Source organism: Microbispora sp. ZYX-F-249 (assembly GCF_039649665.1).
Lineage (GTDB): Bacteria > Actinomycetota > Actinomycetes > Streptosporangiales > Streptosporangiaceae > Microbispora > Microbispora maris.
In genome coordinates this window covers 23,578-46,438 of the sequence record NZ_JBDJAW010000047.1, presented here as the reverse complement: position 1 = coordinate 46,438, position 22,861 = coordinate 23,578, and the positions used below count along the sequence as shown (strand labels likewise).

The window sequence follows — 22,861 nt, the reverse complement described above, 5'->3', positions numbered from 1 at the left end:
GGAGGAGGTGACGATCGCTCGCCTTCTTGGCCGCCTCGGTCGGCTTTCGCGCCGGACACCGTCGTCCGGCAGCGCGTCCGGGCCGCCGGATCCGGGCAGTCCCCTGCACGGACTCCCGACCGCCGGCAGGAGTGGGCCGCGGGCGGTGCGCGTGTGACCGCCCGCGGCCCGGTAGGACCCTCACATCAGCTGCGCAGGCTCCACTGCTGGTTCGCGCCGCCGTTGCACGCCCAAAGAATGAGCTTCGTACCGTTGGCGGTGCCGGCCGCGTTGGCGTCCAGGCACAACCCGGACTGCACACCGGTGATGGTGCCGTTGGAGTTGAGGTTCCACTGCTGGTTGTTCTGCCCGTTGCAGTCCCAGATGATCACCTGGGTGCCGTTCGAGGTGCCCCGGTTGTAGGCGTCCAGGCACTTGTTGCCGAACACCTGCAGTTGCTTGCCGGACGTGTACGTCCACCGCTGGTTGGTCTGTCCGTTGCAGTCATACAGCTGGACCTGGACGCCGTTGGTCGCCGAGGCGCCGGTGACGTCCACGCATCGGCCGGACTGGCCACCGACGATCGAGCCGGTCTGCTGGCCGGTCCCGCCGCCGTTGCCCTGCCTGACGAGCGACTTCGACTCGGCCGATCGGTTCCCCTGGGCGTCCACGACGTAGAGCCGATAATCACCGGCCGACGCCGGGACGGCGATGGAGGTCGCGGTTCCGCCTGCCCGGGTCATCGTGGTGCCGGCGGTGAAGGAGGTCGTGCCCGAGGGGGCCAGCCACACCGTCTTGCTCGCATCGCCGGTGCTGCGGATGGGAACCGATGTCACCCCGGCGCCGACGAACGTGCTGGCGGGCAGGACATAATCCGGCAGAGAGAGATTGCTCTGGGGAATGATGTTCCGGTACGCGTCCTCGAGTCCGGAGTTCACGGCGATGCCGTAGGCCTGCGACGGCCAGACGTAGTCAGAGGATACGAGGATGTCCTGGACCGTGCTGTTCGGCAGGTTCTTGTTCGAGACTTTGTTGATGGGGCCGTACGTCTGCGTGATGCTCAGATCATGCTTCCGGCCGAAGTCGTCGGAGTTGATGAGCCACGTGACATTCTTGTCCACGCTGAGGACGTTGTCGCGGAAAGTCATGTACGCCGAGCCCTCGTCCGGATGGAGTCCGTACTTGTGCCCGGACGGAACGCCCTGCAGATAGTTGTCGGTGATGGTGGTGCCCGGCTGGCTGCCCAGCGTGTAGATGGGAGCCGTGTCGCTCAGCCGCTGCACCGTGTCGATGATGTGGTTGTAGCTGATGGTGTTGTTCTTCGCCGTGGTCGTCGGCCGGTTGGGCGCGATCGAGCCTGATGATCCGTCGAAGTTCCACCACCCCCAGCCGAGCGTTATCCCGGACCACGGGCTTTTCTCGATGCGGTTGTGCTGGATGGACAGGCCGTCGGCGAAGTACGCCGAGATGGGGCTGTGCCCGTTGAACAACACGGCGCTGTCGTAGATGTAGTTGTTCTTAATCTCGATGTTCTTGGGCGCCCCTTCGACCTGGGCGGGATACTTCTCGCGATTCGTCGAGGTGTAGTCCCCGATGTAGACATGCTGGGGATGGCCCACGGAGATGGCGGATCCGGCGATGTCGTTGGTGTAGTTTCCGATCAACTGTGTGTTCACCACGTCGTTGGCCATGGTGATCCCGTCGACGCCGGTGTGCTGTATCCGGTTGTTCTGCAGGACGAGCCCGTCGGCGTTCTCGATCTGGACCATCCCGGGTGCCAGGTCGACGTTGCGGTAGTAGTAGACGTGGAAGTTCTGCTTGGCATAGGCGAGCGCGCCGAGGTTGCCCTGCTGGGCCTGCTTGAGCACCGAGCCGGCCACGTTGAACAGGTTCCAGTCGGAGTGCTGGACCGTGAGGCCGGAGAACGTGATGTTCCGGACGCGGCTGCTCGTGGAGGCGCCGGCGACCCTGATGAGGGTGGACACGTTGTTCGGTGCCCAGACCGCCGCGGTCGTCATGTCCTCCGAGCTCGCCTTGTAGTAGTACAGCGTGCGGCTCGTCTTGTCGAAGTAGAACTCGCCCGGCGTGTCCAGGAACTCGTAGGCGTTCATGACCTTGTGGGTGCCGCCGATCTGGGCGTTGCCGTTGAAGGCGCCTTGGGCGATGGCCGCTCCCGGCTGCTGGAACAGCGCGATGCGGTTCGAGCCCTCAGTGGTGACCTGCCGGACTCCCACGATGGCCGTGGTCCAGGTCGTCGACGTCTCTATCTCGATGTCGTCCTGATTGGCCGCGATGGCGGGAAAATCGCTCAGACTGTATTTCGCTCCCGCGCACTGCGAACCCGATTCCCACGCCCAGGACGCCTGCCCTGCCGTGATGGTGTAGGTGCCGTAGCACCCCTGCGAGCCCATCGATTTCGATGCCATGTACGCCCGCTTGTCGTTGACGTAGAGCGCACGGAGCTTGTTGCTGCGATTCAGCGGGGCTTTCCAGATGTTGCCGCTGTGCTGCGTCCACCCGGTCACCTGGACGCCTCCGGTGAGGATCGGCGTCTCGTTCTGGTACGCGGCGTAGACGACCCGGAATCCATTCGTGCCGGAGTCGGCCGGCGTGAAGTCGATCGTGCTGCCGACCGAATAGGTGCCCCCGCGGAGATACACATAGATGTCGCCGGTCATGCCGGCGTTCACCGTACGGACGACGTCCCTCGCGCGCTGCAGGGTTCTGAACGGCGACGTAATCGTTCCAGGGTTGGCGTCGTTGCCGTCGGGAGCGACGTAGTAGGTCGCCTGGGTCGCCGCCGAGGCCGGGGTACTACCGGTGAAAGCCGGCAGCAACACAGCGGCGACGAACACCGCAAGCGCTGCCAACGCCTTCCCAGTGGTGGACAGGGCTGACTTCACGCTCTGTTCCTTTCGCTGGTTCCGAGCAGATTTCCGCCGCGAAATCACCCCGCCCTGGCAGGAATCCATCGGGGTGTGCATTGCGCGGACGTGGCGCCTTGTCGTGCAGTTGCGGACATCGATCGGCGGGCCGTGCGCCGTTGCGGGCCGAGGGGCCGGCCGCCCTCACCCATGCGCGGCGATCGCCGTAGAGCGTGGGCCTCGGCAGGCTCGCCGTCGGGAAGGCCGAGTGTCCTCACCGCGGGAGAGCTGCGCACCGAGTATTTGACGAGGGTCACGCCGCCGGCGCGCGAGGTCGCCTCATAACACGCCCTAAGGATCTGTGGCAGACGTGGCGCTGCCATTTCGAGACGAAACGTATGACGTATGCCGACTGATGTCTAGCGGCGCGGTCGCTCAGCGGTGATGAATCACATCCCCGATGAAACTTTCATCCGTGAATCACATTCCACCGTCCTGCGGGCGGGGCCGGAAGCGTGACCGTCCGGTGGTGCGTGTGCGCCTCTTTGGCGGAGGTGCGGCGTGGCCGCGTCTCTTGACAGGCAACCATCTGGTTGCCTAACTTACAGGCAACCGAAAGGCTGCATATCGTGGACGGCAACCCGGGTACGAGGGCGGGCATGGACGAGGTGTTCAAGGCGCTGGCCGATCCGAGCCGGCGCGCGCTGCTCGACTCGCTCAACGCCCGCAACGGGCAGACGCTGCGCGAGCTGTGCGCCGGACTCGACATGACCAGGCAGTCCGTCAGCAAGCACCTCGCGGTGCTGGAGGAGGCCGGGCTCGTCGCCACCGTACGGCGGGGCCGGGAGAAGCTGCACTACCTCAACGCCGCGCCCGTGCACGAGATCGCCCATCGGTGGATCAGCCGCTACGACCGGGCCAGGGTGCAAGCCCTGGCGGACCTGAAACTCGCCCTCGAGGAGACCCCGATGGACGCGCCGACCTTCGTCTACACCACCTACATCCGCACCACGCCGCAGAAGCTCTGGCAGGCGCTGACCGAGCCCGCCTTCACCCGCCGCTACTGGGCCACGGAGTTCACCACGGACTGGTCCGTCGGCTCACCGATGACCTGGGACAACCACGGCGTGCTGATCAGCGACCCGGAGCAGGTCGTGCTGGAGGCCGAACCCTACAGCCGGCTCTCCTACACCTGGCACGCCATCACCCCGGAGCTCGCCAAGCGCTTCGGCTGGGACGAGGAGTTGCTCGCCCGGCTGTCGGGCGAGGCCCGCTCGAAGGTCACCTTCACGATCGAGGAGGCCGCCGCGCAGGTCGTGAAGCTCACCGTCGTGCACGACGGCTTCGAGCCCGGATCGAGCATGGCCGAGATGGTCAGCCACGGCTGGCCGAACGTGGTGGCGAGCCTGAAGTCGCTGCTGGAGACCGGCGAGCCGCTGCCGGAGGATGCGTGACCTCCCCGATCAGGGCTCGACGACGTCACGACGTGCCGTCCGGAGGAGGGCCGCGGAGGTGCTCGATGAGAGTCTGTCCGGGCGACACGGAGTGGCGTGGGCTCGTCTCCGTGGCCGGCGTCCGGTCGTCGTGAGGCATACCGGACCGCGCCTCCGCGTCGCTAGGGTTCGGTGCCATGGTCACTCCTCTGGAGCCCGACGACCCGCGCGTCCTGGGTGAGTTCACACTCGGCGGACGGCTCGGCGAGGGCGGGCAGGGGGTGGTGTTCCTCGGCCGGTCGCCGCGCGGGGAACCGGTCGCGGTGAAGGTGCTCAAGTCGGGGCTCGACTCGCCGGTGAGGGAGCGGCTGGTCCGCGAGCTCGACGCGATGCGCGAAGTCGCGCCCTTCTGCACCGCGAGGGTGCTGACGGCGGTGGTCGACGGGCGGATGCCGTACGTGGTGAGCGAGTTCATCGACGGGCCGTCTCTGCAGCAGCGGGTCGACTCGGGCGGTCCGCTGCGGGGCGGTGAGTTGGAACGCCTCGCGGTCGGCACGGCCACGGCGCTGGCGGCCATTCACGCGGCCGGGATCGTGCATCGGGACTTCAAGCCGGCCAACGTGCTGCTGGGGCCGGACGGCCCCCGGGTGGTGGACTTCGGCATCGCCAGGCACGGCGCGAGTGACACGATCACCGCGGGCCCGGTCGGCACCCCGGCCTACCTCGCTCCCGAACAGATCGCCGGGGACCCGGCCACGCCCGCCTGCGACGTGTTCGCCTGGGGAGCCACGATCGTCTTCGCCGCCACGGGCCGCGCGGCGTTCGGCGCCGCCGGCGTCCCCGCCGTCATGCATCGGATCCTGACCGCGGAGCCCGACACGTCGGCACTGCCCCGGTCGCTGCGCGGGGTGGTCGAACGATGCCTCGCCAAGGACCCCGCGCACCGGCCGGCCTCCCGCGACCTGCTGCTGGAACTCGTCGGGTCCGCACCCGACCCGCTTCAGGCGGGCGCGGCCGCGGCGGCCACCAGGCCGGAGGGCGTACGGCAGGCCGGGACGACCGCGATCCTCCCGGCCTTCCCGGCTCCCGGCTCGGCCGGAACGGTCCCGTCGGGCCCGGAGACCACCGAGGCGGGCGGCCGCAGGCAGCCTTCCCGCGCCGGGATCGTCGCCGGGGTGGTGGCCGCCGTGGCCGCGGTGTCGGTCACCGCCGCGCTGCTGGGACCGCGCCTGCTGTCCGGCGGCACGGCCGCCGGCTCGCCGCACACCGCCCCGACGACGACCGTCTCGCGCACCGCCGGCTCACCCGCGCCGCCCGCCGACGCCACGCCGGAGGAAAGCGTCACAGACTACGGCGACGGCGCGGGGCAGGACGACACCGCGACGACGGACGACACGGCGACGACCGACGACACCGCGACGACGGGCGACACCGCGGGGGACGCCACGACGACTCCGAAGGCCGCTCCCGTGCCGTCGACCACGCCGGGCGGGACGGTTCCGGCCGCGTTCGCCGGCACCTGGGGTGGCCATCTGGAGCCCGACCAGCTCGTGGGAACCAGCGAGACCGACGTCCAGATCGTGCTGGAACCGGGCACGCGCACCGGAAGCTGGAAGGACACCAACAACTCCTGCCGGGGAAGCCTGACGCTGACCCGTAGCTCCGGCACGGCACTGGTCTTCCGGCTGGACGCGTGCGCCGCGGGCAGAGTCACCCTGATCCAGGACGGCGAAGGACTCGCCTACCGATGGGACGGCGACGAGGGCGACGTCACCTTCCGGGGCCTCCTGGTCAGGGACTGACCGTTACGAACCGGATCTTCTGCCCGCTCGAGCCGGAGCTGCGCGGGGTCCGCGGCCGATCTAGGGTGGGCGGCGTGGCGCTGCGACTTGGTCTGGTGAATGTTAAAGCCCGGGACAGCTCGGCGCTCGGCCGGTTCTGGGCGGAGGCGCTCGGCTGGGGTGTGTTCAGCGAGGGACCCGCTGTGACAGGGGTCGGGCCCGTGGGCTCCGTCTGGCCTGACTGCCTCGCCGTCTGTGTCGTCGCCGTGCCGGATCCCGAGACGGTGCGATACCGCGTGCACCTCGACCTGGCCACCGCTTCCGCGGCTCATCAGGCGGAGTTGGTGGCGCGGCTGAAGGAGCTCGGTGCCACGCCCGCCGACGTGGGCCAGGGCGAGGTCCCGTGGACGGTGATGGCCGATCCGGAGGGCAACGTGTTCTGCGTGCTGGAGCCCCGGGAGGTCTACCGCGACACCGGGCCGATCGCCGCGGTCGTGGTCGCCTGCGCCGACCCGCGGGCCATGGCCCGGTTCTGGGCCGAGGCGGTGGACTGGACGCTGCACGAAATCACCGACGACTACGCGCGGCTGCGTTCGGCCGAGGGGGTCGGGCCGTACCTCGAGTTCGTCCGCACGACGCCCGGTGCGACGCCGGTGTGGACCCGCGTCCATCTCGACGTGCTGCCCCGCCCCGGCGACGATCAGGCGGCGGAGGCGGCCCGGCTGCGGGCCCTCGGCGCGACGCCCGCCGACGTCGGCCAGGGCGAGGTCTCGTGGATCGTCCTCGCCGACCCGGAGGGCAACGAGTTCTGCGTCCTCGCTCCGGCCTGACGCGGAGCGTCCGTGCCGCTCCTCCGCTGCTGACGCCGAGCGGGACGACCGGTGACGCGTCTCCGCCCTGGGCAGGTGCGGGCCCCGCGGTCTTTCGTACTCCGGATGACAAATTCGACAAGATCCGTTAATTTCGGCCTCCCGTCCCCACCGCCTCCGGAGTAATGACATGGTCACCGCCTTGCGCGCGACGATCGCGTTCGGCCTGCTGGCGGGCTTCTACGTGCTGGTAGCCGCCGTGTTCGGGGCCACGGTGCTCGTCGACGTCGCCGCCCTGCGGCACGTCACGGCGGGCTCCGTGAAGATCGCGATCGTGCTCACCCTGGCCGCCCTGGCGCTGCTGCGCGGACTCGTCCTGGTCAACCGCCGCGGACGTCAGGAGGAGCCGGGCGTCGCGGTCGGCCGCGGGGACGAGCCGGTGCTCTGGCAGACGGTCGAGGAGCTGGCGGCACGGGTGGGGACCCGCCCGCCGGACGAGATCCGGCTGGTCGCCGAGGTGAACGCGGCGGTGCGGGAGGACACGAGCTGGCTCGGGCTGCGGGCGGGCCGACGCGTCATGTACGTCGGTCTGCCCCTGCTGATGACGCTTTCGGTGGACGAGATGCGCGCGGTGCTGGGGCACGAGCTCGGCCACTACAGCGGTGCGCACACGCGGCTGGGCGCACCGGTGTATCGCGGCAGGATCGCCGTGCTGGCGGCGGTCGCCTCCCTGCGTAACCACGCCTTCGTCCAGAAGCTCTTCTCCTTGTACGCCAAGCTGTTCCTGCGGGTCTCCCAGGCCGTCTCCCGGCGGCAGGAGCTGGAGGCCGACCGGTTCGCGGCCGCCGTCGCGAGCCGTGAGGCGGCCGGGACCGCCCTGCGCAAGGTGCACGGCACGGCGGACGTCTGGAACCTGTTCATGGAGAGGTACGTCGGCCTGACCGGCATGGCGGGCAGCCGTCCGGCCGATCTGTTCGGCGGCTTCCACGCCCTCGCCGACGTGCATCGGGCGGAGATCGCCCAGGCGGACGGGGGCGGCGAGGATGCCGGGCCGTACGACTCCCACCCGAGCCTGCCGGAGCGGCTGGCCGCGCTCGCCGTCCTGCAGGACGTCCCGCACGCCCGCGATCCGCGTCCCGCGCTGGCGCTCCTGCGGGACCCCGCCGTCGCCGCGCGCGCTGTGGAGCACACCTTCTGGACCGAGGAGGCGCTCCGGCTGCGCCCGCTGCCCTGGGAGGAGATGGTGGCCCAGGGCATGTACGTGGGCGTCAACGACGAGGCGCTGAAGGACCTGTCGGCCGCCGGCCAGCGGATCGCCGGCGGGCCGGAGCCGTCCCTGGACGCCGCCCTGGAGGCGCTGGCCCGCGGCCAGGCCGCCGCCCTCCACGAGGAGCTCGTCCGCCTCGGGTGGCGGCCGTCGCCGGACCTGGTGGCCAAGGTCCTCGCCCGCGCCGTCGAGGGCGTGCTGATCGGCAGTGGCCGGGCCCGGTGGACGCTGTCGTGGACCGGCCCCGCCACCTTGCGCGACGCGACGGGCAAGGAGGTCGACGTCGAGGAGTACGCCGCCCGGGTCGCGGCCGATCCCGCCCATGTGCCGGGCCTGCGCCAGTGGTTCGCCCAGATGAACATCTCGCTGCGGCCGCGGACGCCCGTCACCTCCTGACGCCCGCCGCGAGCCGGACAGGTCGTCCGGCCGGTGGTCCGGAACCCGCATCTGAGCGACCACTGCTTCATCGCCTGGCTGCGCCGGCCCCTGTTCGGCGCGGCGAGGGCGTGACGGGCGTCGGGCCCGAGTCACCGGGGTGTGTGTTATTCACCGTGCGCTTGACGCGCGGCCTGCGCGGTGACGCGTTCGATGGCCTTGACGGCGACATCGGGCTGGTCGACGTAGATGTAGTGGCCGCTTTTCGCGGCCGTGGTCAGCTTGGCGTCGCTGGACAGCGCGAGCCACTTGCGCTGGCCCGCGGCCCACGCCTGCTCCAGACGCGGCCCGTACTTGGGGACGGCCGCGAGGTACGGCGTCCCGTGCTGGATCACCTCCACCGGGATGCTCCCGGCGGAACGGACCTTGCCGTCGGGGACGACGAGCTTCTCCGGGTTCTCGCCCTGGAACACCGCGAGGTTCTGCGCGCGCAACTCGGCCGCCGGGCCCGTGGCGGACTCGGGGATCGCCTTCGTCATGTCGTTCGCCATGGTGGGCGGGGTGGCGTCCATGAGGACCAGCCCCTTGACCCTGTCCTGGTGCTCGGGGGCGTACCTGGCGGCGATCAGCCCGCCCAGCGAGTGTCCGGCCAGGACGACCGGGTTGTCGCCGGCGACGCGGTCGAGCACCCCGGTGAGGATCTTGCCGGTGTCGTCGAAGCTCTGGGTGCCCTCCGGCTGGTCACTCGCGCCCGCGCCGAGCCGGTCGTAGGAACAGACCCGGTTCCGCTCGCTCAGCGTCTTCTGGATGCCGGCCAGCTTGTCCAGCCCATCGCCGGCCCCGTGCATCAGGATGACGACCGGCCCGCCCTTCTCCGGATCGCCCGAACAGGACACGTTCACCGACCGGCCCGCGACGTCGATCTTCTCGGTCCCGGAGATCGGGGTGGCGCCGGGCGTCCGTGAGGCGGAGGCCAAGGGGTCCCAGTTCTCCAGCGCGTCGCCGCCGCAGCCGGCGACCCCCGCGCCGAGCACGGTGCAGCACAGTGCCGCCACAAGAGATGTCCTGGTTCTGCGGAGCATGAGGTCCTCCAGTGAGGGAGTCGACGAGGAAGTGACGCGCACGGCGATGCGGCGGGGAAAGCGACGGAGCGCCGTGGCTGCGTCGTAACGCTACGGATCACGCGGTCCGAGATCGTCACCGCTCAGTGGACATTCGCCGGTAGCTCGCGCGGGGGACACACGTCATGTGCCGGGCGCTCGCTGCCCAGGTCTCCGGGGGAGTCGCCAGCAAGGAATCGTCCGCAGCGCTCCGGCCTTCGGCTTGAAGGCGTCACGCGACTGCTCGCTGCCGGACAGGGCAAGCCCCCCATATCGGTCAGCTCAGGTCCAGGGCGACGTCCAGGCGCAGGTACGCGTCGATCCAGGCCTGCTCGGCCGCCTCCTCGGAGTCGTGGGTCCGCCTCGCCGCGAAGGCCGTCACGGCCTGCGCCATTCTGTGCAGTCCGAGCATGGTCAACCGCTCCGCCGCGGCGGCGAGCCGGTCGTCGTAGCTCGGCGGCAGGTGGGACAGGCCGTGATGAGCGACTTCGGCGAGCAGATCCCGGGTGTCGATCAGGGCCGCGGTGAGGGGTTCGTGCCGGTCGTCCTCGGCGACCACGAGCCTGCTGCTCTCCCCGGCCGGCTGTAGGTCGGGAGCGATGACTCGGCCGCCTGCCGCCAGGCCGAGCGGTTCGACGACGAGGCCGCCCGCGGTCCGTCCGACCACCCCGCTGAGGTGACGCGGTTCGCCCTCCTCGCCCGCGAGCACGGCGGCCAGCGAGTCGAGGCGTCCGGGGGCGGCACCGGTGTGGGTCGCCCTGACGGTGGCGGTGTTGCCCGCCCGGTCGACGATGACGGCGTCGAGACGCTGGTCTCCGGGCGCGTAGGTGACGGCCTCCACCCCGGCGACGGCGACGACCCGGACGAGTTCCGCTTCCACCCGCGGGCGGACGTGCCGGAGGGGGAGGGCGTCGAGCTCACGGCCGAGGGCGGCGAAGTCGGTCACCACCAGAGACGGTGGCAGCTCACCCCACGCGCCCCGCGACGGGCTGATCGTCGTCTTGGAGATCCGTCCACCGGCCAGCCGCACCGTACGGCTGGCGCTGCGGACAGCGGACTCCGTGACCAGGGTGCCGGTGGCCAGCGCGGCCAGCGTGGACGTGCCGATCCGCCGCAGTGCCAGCGCCGCGCCGTCGTCGTCGCCGTCCCACTGACGGCGGAGTACCAGCACCATGGCACTGTCGCCGTGGACCAGGTAGACCTCGGCGATCCGCCGGCCGCCGACGCCACGGACGCGGCAGCCGAGGCTCTCCAGCCGGGCCCGGCGCAACGGCGTCTCGGCGGCCTCGGCGGTGCCGAGCACGCTGCCGCGCGGAGTGGCGTCCGGCCGCGTCACCGTCCGATGCCGGGCATGTAGTTCCGCGATGTGACTCGCGAGCAGCTCGGGACGGTAGTGGGCGCCACGGTCGCGGTAGGAGGTGAGCTGTTCGGCGAGGTCGCCGACGGCCAGCAGCGGCCAGCGCAGCCCGGCCGCGTCCAGGTGGCGCCGCACGTCGGCGATGGTGGCGTCGAGGCCCTCACCGAGATGCGCTGCGCCCTCGCGCAGAACCGTGCCGGCCAGACCCAGGGCCCGCTCCAGCCCGGATCCGGCGCCGGACTCGGCCCGGCCGCCGACGTCGACCCGCACTTCCGGGACGCCGGGGAACAGCGCGTCGGCGACCCGGAACGCCCACACCGCCAGGGCGATGACGTCGTCGCGGCTGCCGGCGACGGCGTCCGTGTGGACGAACCCGAGATCGCCGGGGACCAGGAAGCGCACCGTCGCGGTGGCCAGCTCCACCTGCGGCACCGGGTCGGCGGAGGTCGCCCGGCGGACCCGCGCGGTGAAGCCGGCTCTCTCCGTACGGCGGGCGGCGGCCATCAGCCGGGCACCGATCTTGTCGGTGAGTTCGTCGTCGGTCACCTGCCCCGGTGACCAGGGCAGGGGCGCCGGGGGAGCCTCGGCGGACAGGCGTTGATAGGCGAGGATCACCCCGATGACGTGCCGGCAGACGCCTGCGGCGCCGCAGGTGCAACGGGCCGCGTCGAGGCCGCCGGGAGGCAGGGTCGTGGCCGGGCCGTCGGAGAAGCTGCCGTGCACGGTGCCGTCGGGGTCGGTGCGGAGCTCCGGCGCGGCCTCCTTGCCGGCTCGTTTGACCAGGCCGCGATTGGTGAGCGCGGCGAGGGAGTCCGTCGTGAGCCCGAGCAGATCCGTCCTCATCGGCCCACGTGCTCCGCGACGAAGGACGCCAGTTCGCCGGGTGTCATCGCACCCACGTAGGCTCCGGCGTCGGCCAGGCGCTGCGCCAGCTCCCGGTCGTAGGCGGGATTGGCCTGCTCGTCGAGGGCGGCCAGGCCCAGCACCTTGCTGCCTTGCGCCACCAGGTCGCGTACGACCCGCACCAACCGGCGCGGATCACCGCCCTCGAAGAAGTCGGTGATCAGCACGACGATCGCTCGGCGCGGCTGGTCCACCAGGCCCGCGCCGTACGCCGCCGCGCGGGCGATGTCGGTGCCGCCGCCGAGCTGCACCTTCATCAGCAACTCCACCGGATCGTCGACGTCGGCGGTCAGGTCGACCACTTCGGTGTCGAAGGCGACCAGGTGGGTGCGCACACCGGGCAACCCCCACAGGCAGGCCGCGGTGACCGCCGCGTGGATCACCGAGCCGGCCATCGACCCGGACTGGTCGACGAGCAGAATCACCTGCCACCGCTCCAGGTGGCGGCGGGTGCGGGAGAAGAAGTACGGGGTCTCGATCACCACCTTGCCGGTCTCGGGCTGATAGCGGCCGAGGTTGGCGCGCAGGGTCCTGACCATGTCGAAGTTGCGGGCCAGCCGCATCCGGCCGGGCCTGCGCACCTTGGTGCCGGAGAACGCGCTGCGAACCTCGGTGGCGAGCTTGTCCATGAGCTGCCTCACCACCTGCTCCACGATCCGCCTGGCCAGCCGCAGCACCTGCGGGTTCATCAGGTGCTTGGTCCGCAGCACCGCCTTGAGCAGCGCGGGGTTGGGCTCGACGCGCGCCAGCACTTCCGGGTCGGTCACCACGTCATGGATCTCGTAGCGCTCGACGGCGTCACGGTGCAGGCGTTCGACGGTCTCCTTGGGAAACAGCCGTGCGATGTCGTCCAGCCAGTCGAAGGTGGTCAGCGTCGACTCACCCGTCCCGCCCTGCCGCACACCACGCCGGCGTAGCTCCTCGTCGCGGCCGTAGAGCCAGTCCATGGCCGCGTCACGGGCGGCGGCCTGTGTGCCGAGCCGTTGCCCGGCGAGGCAGGCGCTGCCCGCTTCGCCGAGCAGCAGGCGCCACCGTTCGAGGGTGGGGTCGGTCATGGTGTGATCAGTCCCTCCCGGCGCAGCGCCGCGTCGACCCGTTCGTCCAGTGCCCTGCCGGCGGCCACGAGCTCCGGCGCCGCGTCCAGCCGCGTCAGGTCCCATGCGGACGCACCCCCGGCGCGCCGTTCGACCAGACGGGTGGCGATGAGGTGCCGTTCGCGAGGGGGGAAGAAGCCGAACGCCTGGCGCAGCGCGGGCAGAGCCACCAGGAAGTCGTGATCGGTCAACTCTCCGACCAGCTCGTCGAGCAGCTCCAGCATGCCGCCGGTGTGCAGCACCTCCTCCCGCGCGAGCGCGAACAACCCGGCCAGCCAGTCCCCGGCCGACGCGGGGACGAACGCGCCGCGCACCGCCCGGGCCGGGTCCGCGGCGGCCGTGCCCCGCAGTGACCAGCCCAGGCCCAGCGACGCCCCCCGCAGGTCGGGCGGCGCGTCCTGACGGACGGCGATCCGGTCGGCGACGCCCAGCGCCGCCTGCGTGTCCAGTCCGAGCGACGGGCCGGCGTGCCGGAGCGCGTCGCGTACGGCGACCACGGCGCCGATGCGATGGAGGTCGGCCGGTGCCGGGCCGCCGCGCACATCTTCGGCCAGCCACAGCGCCCGGCGGGTGGCGGTCGCCACGACCATGCCCAGGGTGGTGCTGCCGCTGGTGCGGAACAGGTCGTCGTGGCGCCACATGGCCAGGGCGACGGTGAGGGTGCGGCCCAGCGATCCCAGGTCGGTCGCCGCGCCGACGGCCCGCGCGAGGTCGTCCAGCACCTGCCCGGTCAGCTCGCCGAGGCCGCACAGCGCCGTGTCGAACAGGACGTCGGCGAGCTGGTCCAGGCCGGCGCCGGGGATCCGTTCGGCGAGGGCGGCGGCCGCCGCCTCCTGCGGGTCGACGCCATAGCCACCGGCCTCGATCAGCGCGGGCAGCCGGTCGTCGGACTCGGTCAGCGTCCATCGTTCGACGAGCTCGGCGCCGTCCATCAGACGAGGTCCCGAGGTTCGGACCACGCCGGGGATCCGCAGCACCCGCAGCCGGTGCAGCAACCGGCTGCGCTCGCGGCCGGCCTCCTCGCCGAGGTCGAGCCGTTCCTCACCCGGGCCGCCCACCACCGGGAGAACCGCGTGGACCAGCGGTGGCAACGGAGTCGAGTGATGCAGGCGGCCCACCCGATCACCGCTGAGGGCCGCGATCATCTCCACGATCACGGGGTGGGTGCCGGCCCGCAGCGAGCCGCGGGTCGCCCAGGGCAGCGGGACCTCGATCGCCTCGTCGACCAGTGCGCCTGCCAGGCCGTCCAGCACGTCGACCCGGGCCGGAAGCGGATGACCGCGCATCAACGCGAGACCGTCCGCGGTGGCCCGGGCGGCGATCAGGTCCGCGGTGGACACCGGCTGACGCCGCTCCCGCAACCGGGCCGTCACCGCCTCGGTGAGCCTGCGGGCGGCGTCGGCGGGACCGGACTCCCACAGGTGCTGGTAGTAGCCGGGCGACGGCATGCCCGACTGGTAGCCGTCGAGGGCGTCCAGCCGCCGGAACGAGTAGGGCACCAGATAACTGGCGGCGACCGCGTCCACGGGCGGTTGTGGCACCTCCGGCCAGCTCCGGTCGCCCTGCTCCGCCAGCCGCATCAGCGCGGGGCGGTGGAATCCGCCCGTGACCACGACCACCGGCCCGTCGCCCGCGTCGGCGGCCGCCGCCCGGATCCACTGCGCCATGTACGCCTCGCGAGCCATGTCGTCGGAACCGGTCCGCGTGTCGCCGCGCACCAGGTCGAAATAGGCGGCCAGCCGTTCGGCCAGCCCGTCGGCCGGTTCGATCTCGAATAGGTGGTCCCACAGGGCGTCCACGTTGTCCACGGAGAAGGCGCGGCACAGCCGTCCGGTCACCTCGTTGTAGCGCGCCTCCGCGTCGGCGTACCGGTTGCGCACCTCGGCCAGCGCCGGATGCCAGGCGGGCAGGTCGATGAAGCGCAGCTCGGCGCCGACGTCACGGCCGGCGGTCAGCGCCGTCCACTCCGGGGAGTAGTCGCACAACGGTGTCCATGAGCCGTGCCGTCGTTCCGGATCCCGATAGCCGCTGTAGACCGCGATCGGCAGCTCATGGCCCAGCAGGAGCTCGTCCATCCTGTGGTTCATGTCCGCGGGGCCCTCCACCAGCACGTACGCGGGCCGTACGGACCGGATGGTGTCGGCGACCAGCCGGGCGCAGGCGGGGCTGTGGTGCCGCACGCCGAGGAACGTGACCGCCATGGTCAGCCCGGCAGCAGGTGACGGGCCTCGTACAAGGCCTTCCACTGGTCTCCGGGCCGCCTCTGCTCCAGATATCTGCGGAGTTTCGCCAGGTCTTCCGGGTTGTCCTTGGCCGCCGTGCCGGCGAGGCAGGAGACCACGTCGGCGGCGTCACCGGGCTCCCCGCGCAGGAACCACCCGCGCAGCCCGACGGCATGCGCGACCGAGACGGCCTCGGCGGTGCTCATCACTCCCGACAGCCGGTCGGTGGCGTCACCGCGCGCCGTCTGCCCCTCGCGCAGCTCCCGGAACGTGGTGACCAGGACCTCCAGCACGTCGCGCCGTGGCGGCGCGCCGACGCCCGACCGCTTCAGGAGAGCCGTGGCCTCCGCCTCCACCAGCAGCAGCTCGGTGTCGAAGTCGGCGATGGGGAAGACCGTCTCGAAGTTGAAGCGGCGCTTGAGCGCGGCGCTCATCTCGTTGACGCCGCGGTCGCGGGTGTTGGCGGTGGCGATGACGGTGAACCCCTCCCGGGCGAACACCATCGCCTCCGGGCCGGTCAGCTCCGGTATGGCGAGCACGCGGTCCGACAGCGGCGACAGCAGGCAGTCCTGCACCTCAAGGGGGCACCGGGTGATCTCCTCGAAGCGCACCACCTTGCCCTCGGCCATACCGCGCAGCAGCGGTGCGGCCACCAGCGACCGGGGGGACGGGCCCTCCGCGACCAGCAGCGCGTAGTTCCACGAATACTTGATCTGGTCTTCCGTGGTGGCCGCTCCGCCCTGGATGGTGAGCGTCGACGTTCCGCTCACCGCCGCGGCGAGCAGCTCCGACAGCAGCGACTTGGCCGTGCCCGGCTCGCCCACCAGCATCAGCCCGCGGTTGGTCGCGAGCGTCACCAGGGACCGGTCGATCAGCGAGGGGTCGCCCACGAACTTGCGGCTGATGCCGAGCTTCTCGTCCCCGAGGACGAAGCGCCGGGCGGCCCGCAGACTCAGCGCCCAGCCGGGCGGCCGGTCGTCGGTGTCACCGTCGCGCAGCCGGGCCAGCTCGTCGGCGTAGCGGATCTCGGCCGGGGGCCGCTGGACGTGCTCGTTCATCGGGTGATCTCCCGCAGGTCGCGCAGGATCTCGGAGACGGTGACCGGATCGAGGCCGTCGAGAGCGATTCCCTCCAGGGTCTGCTCGTCGGCGAAGTCGAGGTGGCCGATCGCGATGCCCGGGCTGATCCCGATCGTGATGATCTGGCCGCCCGGCACGTCCCGCTCTATCCAGAACTGGAGGCCGGCGTCCTGCGGGTAACCCCGCCGCCAGCCGCGCCGTTCCAGGCCGATGATTTTCACGGTGGGGATCTTGGCCGAGTGGATCTCGGCCAGCAACGTCTCGTCCGGGCCGTACGTCTCCCGGCCCAGTTGCGGGAACGGCTGCAGGATCTCGTAGTCGGCGAACACCTCCGCCCAGGCGGCCAGGTCCTCGCCCAGCTCCAGCGGGTGCGCCACCCCGACGACGGCGTCGTCGGGCAAGGTCAGCGTGTCGTCCTCGACGTCGGCGAAACTGCGGTCCTCGGCCACGCGCAGGGCGCCCACGAGCCGGCCCGAGGGGTCATAGAGCCCCCACACCAGCCGCCGCACGATGTGCCAGAGCAGCGGGTGGCCGACGAGCAGCCGCCTGAAGTCCGCACCGCTCCAGCGGCGCCGGTTCATCATGGCCTGCTCCAGCCGGTGGATGTTGTCCGCGGCCACGGCGCGCACGTCCTTCTTCAGCCCGGCGAACCGCTGGTAGGCGGCGGGCGCGAGGTCCGGATCGTCGTTCGCCCCCGGCTTGGGCAGGTTCTTGAGCCGCTTTCCCGCGGCGTCGGCCACGTAGGGCTTGAGCTGCTCGTCGAAGCCGACGACGAACCGCCTGCGGCCGTAGTCGAGGGTCAGGCTGCCCTCGGCGGACAGCCCGAAGTCCGGCACCAGGCGGTCGGCCAGTTCCTGCGGCGTCAGACCGAGATCCGCGGCGACCTCGTCCATCTTCTGCCTGGCCCGGTTCTTGAGCCCGCTGAACTTGACCTTCTCGGCGATGCCGTGCAGGTGCATCAACGCGACCTCGGAACCGATGCCGGCCAGCAGGTCCAGGCCCGCGACCGCACGGGCGTGCCCGCCCTCGCCGGGCCAGGCCCTGATCAACGGCGTCAGCCGCCGGACGGTCTCGTCGTCGCCGAGCAGGCCCAGCGCGTCCATCACCCAGCTCTCTTTGGACGGATAGCCGGCCGTCTGCCAGCGCTGGAACAGCGACCAGACGAAGTCCGCGAGGCTGCGGGCGTCGCAGGCCTCCTTGACCAGGGCGAGACCGGCGTACGGCTCACCGGGCCGGGAGATCGCCAGCATCGTCATCAGATGGCGGACCGACTCGGGCGGCAGCGCGCCCGCGTCGCCCCGCAGGTGGATCGGGGTCAGGATCGCGGCCTCCGCCCACTCGGGCAGCACGGGCATCTTGGCGGGCAGCGCGTCGAGCGGGTCGGCCGCGAGCAGGTCGGCGACCGCGGCCTCGGCGGCGGGGCCGTAACCCGCGGCGGCCTGCGCGACGGCGTCGCGGGCGCCCCCCGCGGCCAGCACCGCCAGCGCCTGCTCGGCCTGCCGCCGGGCCACCCCGGGCTTGCCCAGCGCCGGCGGGATCAGCGCCCTCGCGGCCGCCTCGGGGTGACGGGCCAGCCACGCCAGCGCGGTGGCGCGCACCGACTTAAGCCGCGCCAGCCACCCGGCCATCAGCACGGCGATCTCCGGGCCGGTGAACGGAAGCAGCGCCGGAGCGACCGACGCGGGGCCACGCCGGGCGCTGTCCAGCACCGCGGGCAGCGCTGCCAGCTCGAACCTGGCGACCACCCTCGGCATCCACTCGGAGGCCCCGTAAAGGTCGGCCGGGCGCCACCTCCCGATCAGCGGTGCGGCCAGTTCGTCGGGCCCGGCGACGAACAGGGCGATCTCGTCGTGCCACACGGCACCCCGGCCGTCGGCGATCCGGGCGGCGACCGCTTCCCAGCTCTCACGCCAGGGCCGGTTCCATGCTTCGTCACCCGGCCGGGCGGGACGCCACGTGTCGCGCTCGCCCGGCCTCCACACCACGGCCGGCTCATCGGTGCACACCAGGCCGGCCACGACGACCGGCCTGCGGGCCGTACGCCGACGGGTCCAGGGCGGGCTGACCAGCACCTCGGGCAGGGCCTCGGCCGGAGCGGTGGCGGCCGTCGCGGCGGTCGCGATCGCGTCGATCCGCCGGGCGGCGGCGTCGCCGACGGCCGCCCTCACCTCGGCCACCAGGTCGAGATGGGACAGCACGTGGGCGCGTAGCAGCAGGTCTGTGGTCTTGCCGTCGTGGGCGGCCAGCATCCGCATCGCCCGGCGCGGGAAGCGGGCCGCCGCGCGCAGGAGGGCCGGCTGGGTGTGCTTGTGCTCGATCCGGTCGAGGAGCGCCTGCATCGCCGCGTCGGTCGGCAGTTCGGCGAGCACGCCCAGCAGCCGCCGCTGACTGTCCGCGTCGTGGACGTCGTCGAACCACCCGGCCAGCACCGGCACGGCCGCGTTCCCCAGGCCGTCGACGACCGTGGCGAGCAGGGCGAGGGAGTCTGCGATCCAGTACGCCTGCGCGTGGGTCGCGATCAGCGTCGCGAGCTCCGGCGTGCTGATCGCGGTGATCAGGATGAAGGCGAGCCCCCGATTGAGGCGGCTCATCTCCGCGCAGTCGGCCGCGACCCACTCGGCCTCGGTCGGCACCAGGTAGGAAGCCGCCACTCGGTGGTGGAGCCCTCCCTCACGGCTTTGCGCCAGCGCCGCGACGACCTCGGCATACTCGGCGTCCGACGCGGTGGCGAGGACGGCGCGGACCCGCGTGGCGGGCTTCAGCCGATTCCAGTCGCGCCAGTGCGTGGGGGAATCGTGGTCGGCCAGCCGCTGGACCGGCCGCATGCCCGAGAAGAAATTGAAATGCAGCGAGGCCAGTTCGGTCGCGGCCACCGCCGCGAACGTCAGGCCGCGTTCGACCAGCCATGCTTCGGCGAACAGAGGGAGCGACATCTCCTCACTCGAAGGCCAGGACGCGCCCACGATCGCGGCGACCACCGCGGCGCCCAGCGGCGGGGCGTCGGGCTCCCCGGCCAGGTACGCCGTGCCTGCGGAGGCGATCTCCGGATCGGAACACTTCGTCAGCACGTCAATGAGCTGCTTGCGGTGCTCGTCCAGCAGCGCGGCGAGTTTTTCGGGTGCACGCGCGTCGGGCTTCTTCACGGTCACCTTCGCTCCGCCCCGCCGCGGATGAAGAGCGCGCAGCCACGCGGGCGGCATCGTCAGCCGGTCCTCGTCCGCGACGCTGTCGGTTCCCGCCGGGGAGGTCGCCGGCCGGGCGGTCACCGGCGCGGCGGCCGCGTCTTCCGTGTAGCCCTTGCGTAACTTCTCCGCCACCAGTTTGCCGGCCGCCGCCTCAGCGGCGGCAGCGGAGTCGAACGACTTCACCTGCGTCTGACCGGCCGTGCCCACCCGCCCATAGCGGATGTTCAGCTCCGTGCCGTCCTGGCGAACCTCCCAGAACTTCGCCGAACCGCCGCCGACATAGGTCAGCACCCGAGCCGCGCTCATGCCGATACCTCCACAAAGGTAGAGCTCCTCGTTGAGGCGACACGACGGAACGGTGCCATCTCGGATGCCTCATCCTCGTGATCGCCAGCGGCGAGTATTGCGCGGATGACTGACAAACAGGCTTCCAGCGCATCGGCCGGTGGGGATCCGCTTGATGGGGTGTCACAGAGAGGTGCTCGGGCCGGTCCGCGACCGGCACCACGGCGGGCCCCGGTCGCAGTCGAACAGGGCGCGGGCTCAGCCTGCGATGAGCTTCTTCAGCAGGTCGTAGGCCGTATTGACCGCCACTCCCTCCAGGAGTTTCGATCCGGCTGCGAGCAGATACGGTGTCAGAGAGAGCGCCGGCTCGGCGGAGGCGTACACCTCTCCTGGGGCCAGGGCGCGTAAGGCGGCCGGATCCGTGTCGTCCCGCCAATCGCTCAGCGTCTCGACCACCTCACCCAGGCTGTGACTGATATACCGGCTCTTGGAATCCAGCAGCCGAACGCCCTTGAGGGAGAGCCAGTCGTACTTCGTGGTGGAGCCGTTGAAATACACCATCACGCTTACCAAGTCGGCCGTGCCCGAGAAATGCCAGGGTGGTCGGGTCACGGGTGCGTGCGGCGATATCAGAGCCGCCTTGTGCTCGCTCTCCACATGCTCTCGTATCTCATTGAAGCCCCGGGCGTCGAACCTCCACCTGTTCAGGATCGGCACTGCTTCGTATCCTGCGACGTACAGGTCCCAGCGCAGTCCGGAACGGATGTCTATATATGCGTGGTTGCGTCGGAGGTCTCGGTAGACGATGGATTTGGGTTGTGTGAACAGGATGCTGACAAGGGCGGAGTCCGCTGCTGATTTCTTGAAGCGCGCGGTCACGAGTTCGTGGAGTTCGCCCCATCCGTCCACTTCGAACGGGCTGTACATGACGGCTTCGCGGGAAGCCAGGATCCGCCGGTTCAAGTCGATCAATGCGGCGGCGGTCCCCTGAACGACCTCGGAAGGGTTCTTCCGTACGAGCTGTGCGAACGATTCGTCTTGTAAGGCCTGTCCGAGCGCTTTCCGATAGTCGGGCTCGCGAAGCGGCGGGACGGCCAGTAGCTCGCCCTCGTCGAACTGCCGTTCCAGATGCTCTTCCACCAACCGCCGGCCCTCGGGAGAGGAAACGAATTCCTCGAATGCGGCGACGTGATCCGGATAGTTCTCGGGGCTGTACGGTCGGGTGAACATGCTCCTAGATTAAAAGGTTCACCGGGCGTGATGACAGGGAATGCTCCGGCGCGCCCGCCCGGTTCGTCGCCGCGCTCCCTGATTGCTGCCGGATGACGCGGACGTCGCTCCATAGCGGTCGTCACGGTGCCAAGGATGACTGGTCCCTCGCTTCTGTGAAATGGATCGTTCCATTTGCCGCCGATACGGACGTGTCGATTGGCTCGAATGGCCGCGGGTCCCTGCGGATCGTCCGCCAGGGTCTGGCACGTTCGGCCGATGGAGTGGAAATCCGCTGGTCAGATGCCTTACCGAAAGCATGGGGGTGCGGCGGGGGAAGCGCCCGTGGGCGCTTCCCGGTCGCTGGTACGATTTACGCCTTTCGGTAACTGTGATCATTACGGGGCAGAAGTGACGACGGGGCCCGATTATCAGCAGCAGTATCCGCCTCAACCGCCGCAGTGGCAGTCTCCACCTTCTTCTCAGCCGCAATGGGGGTACGGTCCTCCACCACCACAGCAGTGGCAGTCGCCTCCTCCACCCCCCGCCCCAAGACGCAAGACCGGGCTGTGGGTGACGCTCGGCATCGTGTCTCTCGTCCTCGTCGTCGCGGTGGGCGCGGGGGTGGGCCTGGTCCTGCGGGGCGGAGGCTCCGGTGGCGGCGCCGCGGGTGACGGCGTCACCGACCCGAACACGGTCGTCGTGAAGGACGAGGAGATCGCCGAGCTGGTCGAGGGGCACAGCAAGGCGCTGGCCTCGGGTGACGCGAAGGCGTTCACCTCGATCTTCGACCAGGAGAACACCGCTCTGGTCCGCGGTCAGGCGAGGGTCTTCGCCAACCTGCGCAAAATGCCGCTGGCCGAGAAGTCCTACCAGGTGCTGCGCCGCCAGGGCCGGGCCGAGGACAGCTTCGGGCGGGGCGTGAAGTTCACGCAGGACGTCGCGTTCGTCCACCGCTTCGCCGGCATCGATCTGCGTCCGGTCGCCGAGTGGTACCGCTGGACCATCGAGAAGGCGTCACCGCACGCGCCTCTCGTCGTGACGAAGGTGGCAGGCGCGCCGCCGACGATCAGCGGCGAGGAGTCGAAGACGATGTACTACCCCGGGCCGTGGGACATCTGGCCGGACATCGCGGTGGTCAAGGCGGGGAGCAACCTGGTTCTCGCCAGGCCGCAGGACGCCGCCCTGGCCCGGCGTGTCGCGCCGACCGTCTCCGCAGCCGCCGCGGGCGACCTCGCGTTCTGGCGGAAGAACGGCGATCCGAACGCCGCCGTGCCGGCCGGGTTCGTCGTGGCGCTGGTCAAGGGACAGGCCCAGCTCGGCAGGCTGTTCCGTACGGCCAAGGCGGAGGAGGCCGGCATCTCGATCGGCATGCCGAGCTGGGGGGTCGGAGACGACACGGTGAAGGTCGGCGGCACCCGCGTCGTGATGGACACGACCACCGCGTTCTTCAAGGACGACCAGGGCATCTTGGAGATCTCCGAGCACGAGCTGGCGCACTCGCTGATCGCCGGCCTCGACAGTGCGGAGTTCAGCTTCCTCGGCAGGTCGAAGTGGATCGTCGAGGGCTTCGCCGAGTACGTGGCCGGCCGGGACCGGCCGATCACGGAGAACCGGCGATTCCCGGAGGGCCGCGCCTACCTGCAGGGACGGCTCGCCATGCCCTTCGAGGGCACGCTGCCGACCAACGCTCTCTGGGACTTCAAGGGGATGACGAACACCAACTACTTCATGGGGCATCTGGCCATGCGGTTCATCGCCGAGAAGTACGGCGAGCGGAAGCTGGTCGAGGGCGTGGTCGCGGCCTACCGGGCGTCCGGCGACGACAGCGAGGCCGCCATGTTCCAGGCGCTCGGGGTGACGAAGGCGGGCTTCGAGCGGCAGTGGGCGGGCTACGTCCGCGCCCAGCTCGCGTGATC

At 70.8% G+C, this 22,861-nt stretch carries 13 protein-coding genes; 5 read left to right on the top strand and 8 right to left on the bottom strand.

The window, feature by feature from the left end; all coding sequences use genetic code 11:
* Window positions 1-185 precede the first annotated feature (185 nt).
* Entirely contained in the window at window positions 186-2,963 is a 2,778-nt protein-coding gene (locus AAH991_RS34725) for a ricin-type beta-trefoil lectin domain protein (RefSeq protein ID WP_346230169.1), read from the bottom strand.
* 509 nt (window positions 2,964-3,472) lie between these two features.
* Between AAH991_RS34725 and AAH991_RS34720 the strand changes: the two genes are divergently transcribed.
* The 4 genes from AAH991_RS34720 to AAH991_RS34705 all read left to right on the top strand — a co-directional run bounded on the left by AAH991_RS34720 (window position 3,473) and on the right by AAH991_RS34705 (window position 8,529).
* The gene (locus tag AAH991_RS34720) at window positions 3,473-4,297 is read left to right on the top strand and encodes an ArsR/SmtB family transcription factor (RefSeq protein ID WP_346230168.1); all 825 of its coding nucleotides are present in this window, start codon (window positions 3,473-3,475) and stop codon (window positions 4,295-4,297) included.
* A gap of 176 nt (window positions 4,298-4,473) precedes the next feature.
* Window positions 4,474-6,078, top strand: a complete 1,605-nt coding sequence (locus AAH991_RS34715) for a serine/threonine-protein kinase (RefSeq protein WP_346230167.1) — start codon at window positions 4,474-4,476, stop codon at window positions 6,076-6,078.
* 95 nt (window positions 6,079-6,173) lie between these two features.
* Entirely contained in the window at window positions 6,174-6,887 is a 714-nt protein-coding gene (locus AAH991_RS34710) for a VOC family protein (RefSeq protein ID WP_346230166.1), read from the top strand.
* A 169-nt stretch (window positions 6,888-7,056) separates the two neighbouring features.
* On the top strand, window positions 7,057-8,529 hold the full coding sequence (locus AAH991_RS34705) for a M48 family metallopeptidase (protein WP_346230165.1): 1,473 nt from the start codon (window positions 7,057-7,059) through the stop codon (window positions 8,527-8,529).
* A gap of 146 nt (window positions 8,530-8,675) precedes the next feature.
* Here the strand turns inward: AAH991_RS34705 and AAH991_RS34700 are convergent, their stop codons facing one another.
* The 7 genes from AAH991_RS34700 to AAH991_RS34670 form a co-directional block, all read right to left on the bottom strand.
* On the bottom strand, window positions 8,676-9,590 hold the full coding sequence (locus AAH991_RS34700; protein ID WP_346230164.1) for an alpha/beta fold hydrolase: 915 nt from the start codon (window positions 9,588-9,590) through the stop codon (window positions 8,676-8,678).
* A 295-nt stretch (window positions 9,591-9,885) separates the two neighbouring features.
* Window positions 9,886-11,808, bottom strand: a complete 1,923-nt coding sequence (locus tag AAH991_RS34695) for a YehQ family protein (protein WP_346230163.1) — start codon at window positions 11,806-11,808, stop codon at window positions 9,886-9,888.
* Complete coding sequence (locus tag AAH991_RS34690; RefSeq protein ID WP_346230162.1) at window positions 11,805-12,923, bottom strand: VWA domain-containing protein; 1,119 nt, start codon at window positions 12,921-12,923, stop codon at window positions 11,805-11,807. The genes AAH991_RS34695 and AAH991_RS34690 overlap by 4 nt, the downstream gene beginning before the upstream one ends.
* Window positions 12,920-15,163: a DUF5682 family protein gene (locus tag AAH991_RS34685; RefSeq protein ID WP_346230161.1), complete on the bottom strand. Its 2,244-nt coding sequence runs from the start codon at window positions 15,161-15,163 to the stop codon at window positions 12,920-12,922. Before AAH991_RS34685 ends, AAH991_RS34690 begins: the two co-directional genes overlap by 4 nt.
* A gap of 2 nt (window positions 15,164-15,165) precedes the next feature.
* Window positions 15,166-16,242: an ATP-binding protein gene (locus AAH991_RS34680; protein ID WP_346230160.1), complete on the bottom strand. Its 1,077-nt coding sequence runs from the start codon at window positions 16,240-16,242 to the stop codon at window positions 15,166-15,168.
* Complete coding sequence (locus AAH991_RS34675) at window positions 16,239-19,754, bottom strand: DUF4132 domain-containing protein (protein ID WP_346230159.1); 3,516 nt, start codon at window positions 19,752-19,754, stop codon at window positions 16,239-16,241. The genes AAH991_RS34680 and AAH991_RS34675 overlap by 4 nt, the downstream gene beginning before the upstream one ends.
* Window positions 19,755-19,991: 237 nt before the next feature.
* Entirely contained in the window at window positions 19,992-20,963 is a 972-nt protein-coding gene (locus AAH991_RS34670; protein ID WP_346230158.1) for a hypothetical protein, read from the bottom strand.
* A gap of 567 nt (window positions 20,964-21,530) precedes the next feature.
* Between AAH991_RS34670 and AAH991_RS34665 the strand changes: the two genes are divergently transcribed.
* On the top strand, window positions 21,531-22,859 hold the full coding sequence (locus AAH991_RS34665) for a hypothetical protein (RefSeq protein ID WP_346230157.1): 1,329 nt from the start codon (window positions 21,531-21,533) through the stop codon (window positions 22,857-22,859).
* Window positions 22,860-22,861: the final 2 nt, after the last annotated feature.

What these genes read in the sequence shown, in the direction of transcription:
- AAH991_RS34725 (WP_346230169.1), bottom strand. Translation starts at nt 2,963, where the DNA reads ATGCACACCCCGATGGATTCCTGCCAGGGCGGGGTGATTTCGCGGCGG.
- AAH991_RS34715 (WP_346230167.1), top strand. Translation starts at nt 4,474, where the DNA reads ATGGTCACTCCTCTGGAGCCCGACGACCCGCGCGTCCTGGGTGAGTTC.
- AAH991_RS34705 (WP_346230165.1), top strand. Translation starts at nt 7,057, where the DNA reads ATGGTCACCGCCTTGCGCGCGACGATCGCGTTCGGCCTGCTGGCGGGC.
- AAH991_RS34700 (WP_346230164.1), bottom strand. Translation starts at nt 9,590, where the DNA reads ATGCTCCGCAGAACCAGGACATCTCTTGTGGCGGCACTGTGCTGCACC.
- AAH991_RS34695 (WP_346230163.1), bottom strand. Translation starts at nt 11,808, where the DNA reads ATGAGGACGGATCTGCTCGGGCTCACGACGGACTCCCTCGCCGCGCTC.
- AAH991_RS34690 (WP_346230162.1), bottom strand. Translation starts at nt 12,923, where the DNA reads ATGACCGACCCCACCCTCGAACGGTGGCGCCTGCTGCTCGGCGAAGCG.
- AAH991_RS34685 (WP_346230161.1), bottom strand. Translation starts at nt 15,163, where the DNA reads ATGGCGGTCACGTTCCTCGGCGTGCGGCACCACAGCCCCGCCTGCGCC.
- AAH991_RS34680 (WP_346230160.1), bottom strand. Translation starts at nt 16,242, where the DNA reads ATGAACGAGCACGTCCAGCGGCCCCCGGCCGAGATCCGCTACGCCGAC.
- AAH991_RS34675 (WP_346230159.1), bottom strand. Translation starts at nt 19,754, where the DNA reads ATGAGCGCGGCTCGGGTGCTGACCTATGTCGGCGGCGGTTCGGCGAAG.
- AAH991_RS34670 (WP_346230158.1), bottom strand. Translation starts at nt 20,963, where the DNA reads ATGTTCACCCGACCGTACAGCCCCGAGAACTATCCGGATCACGTCGCC.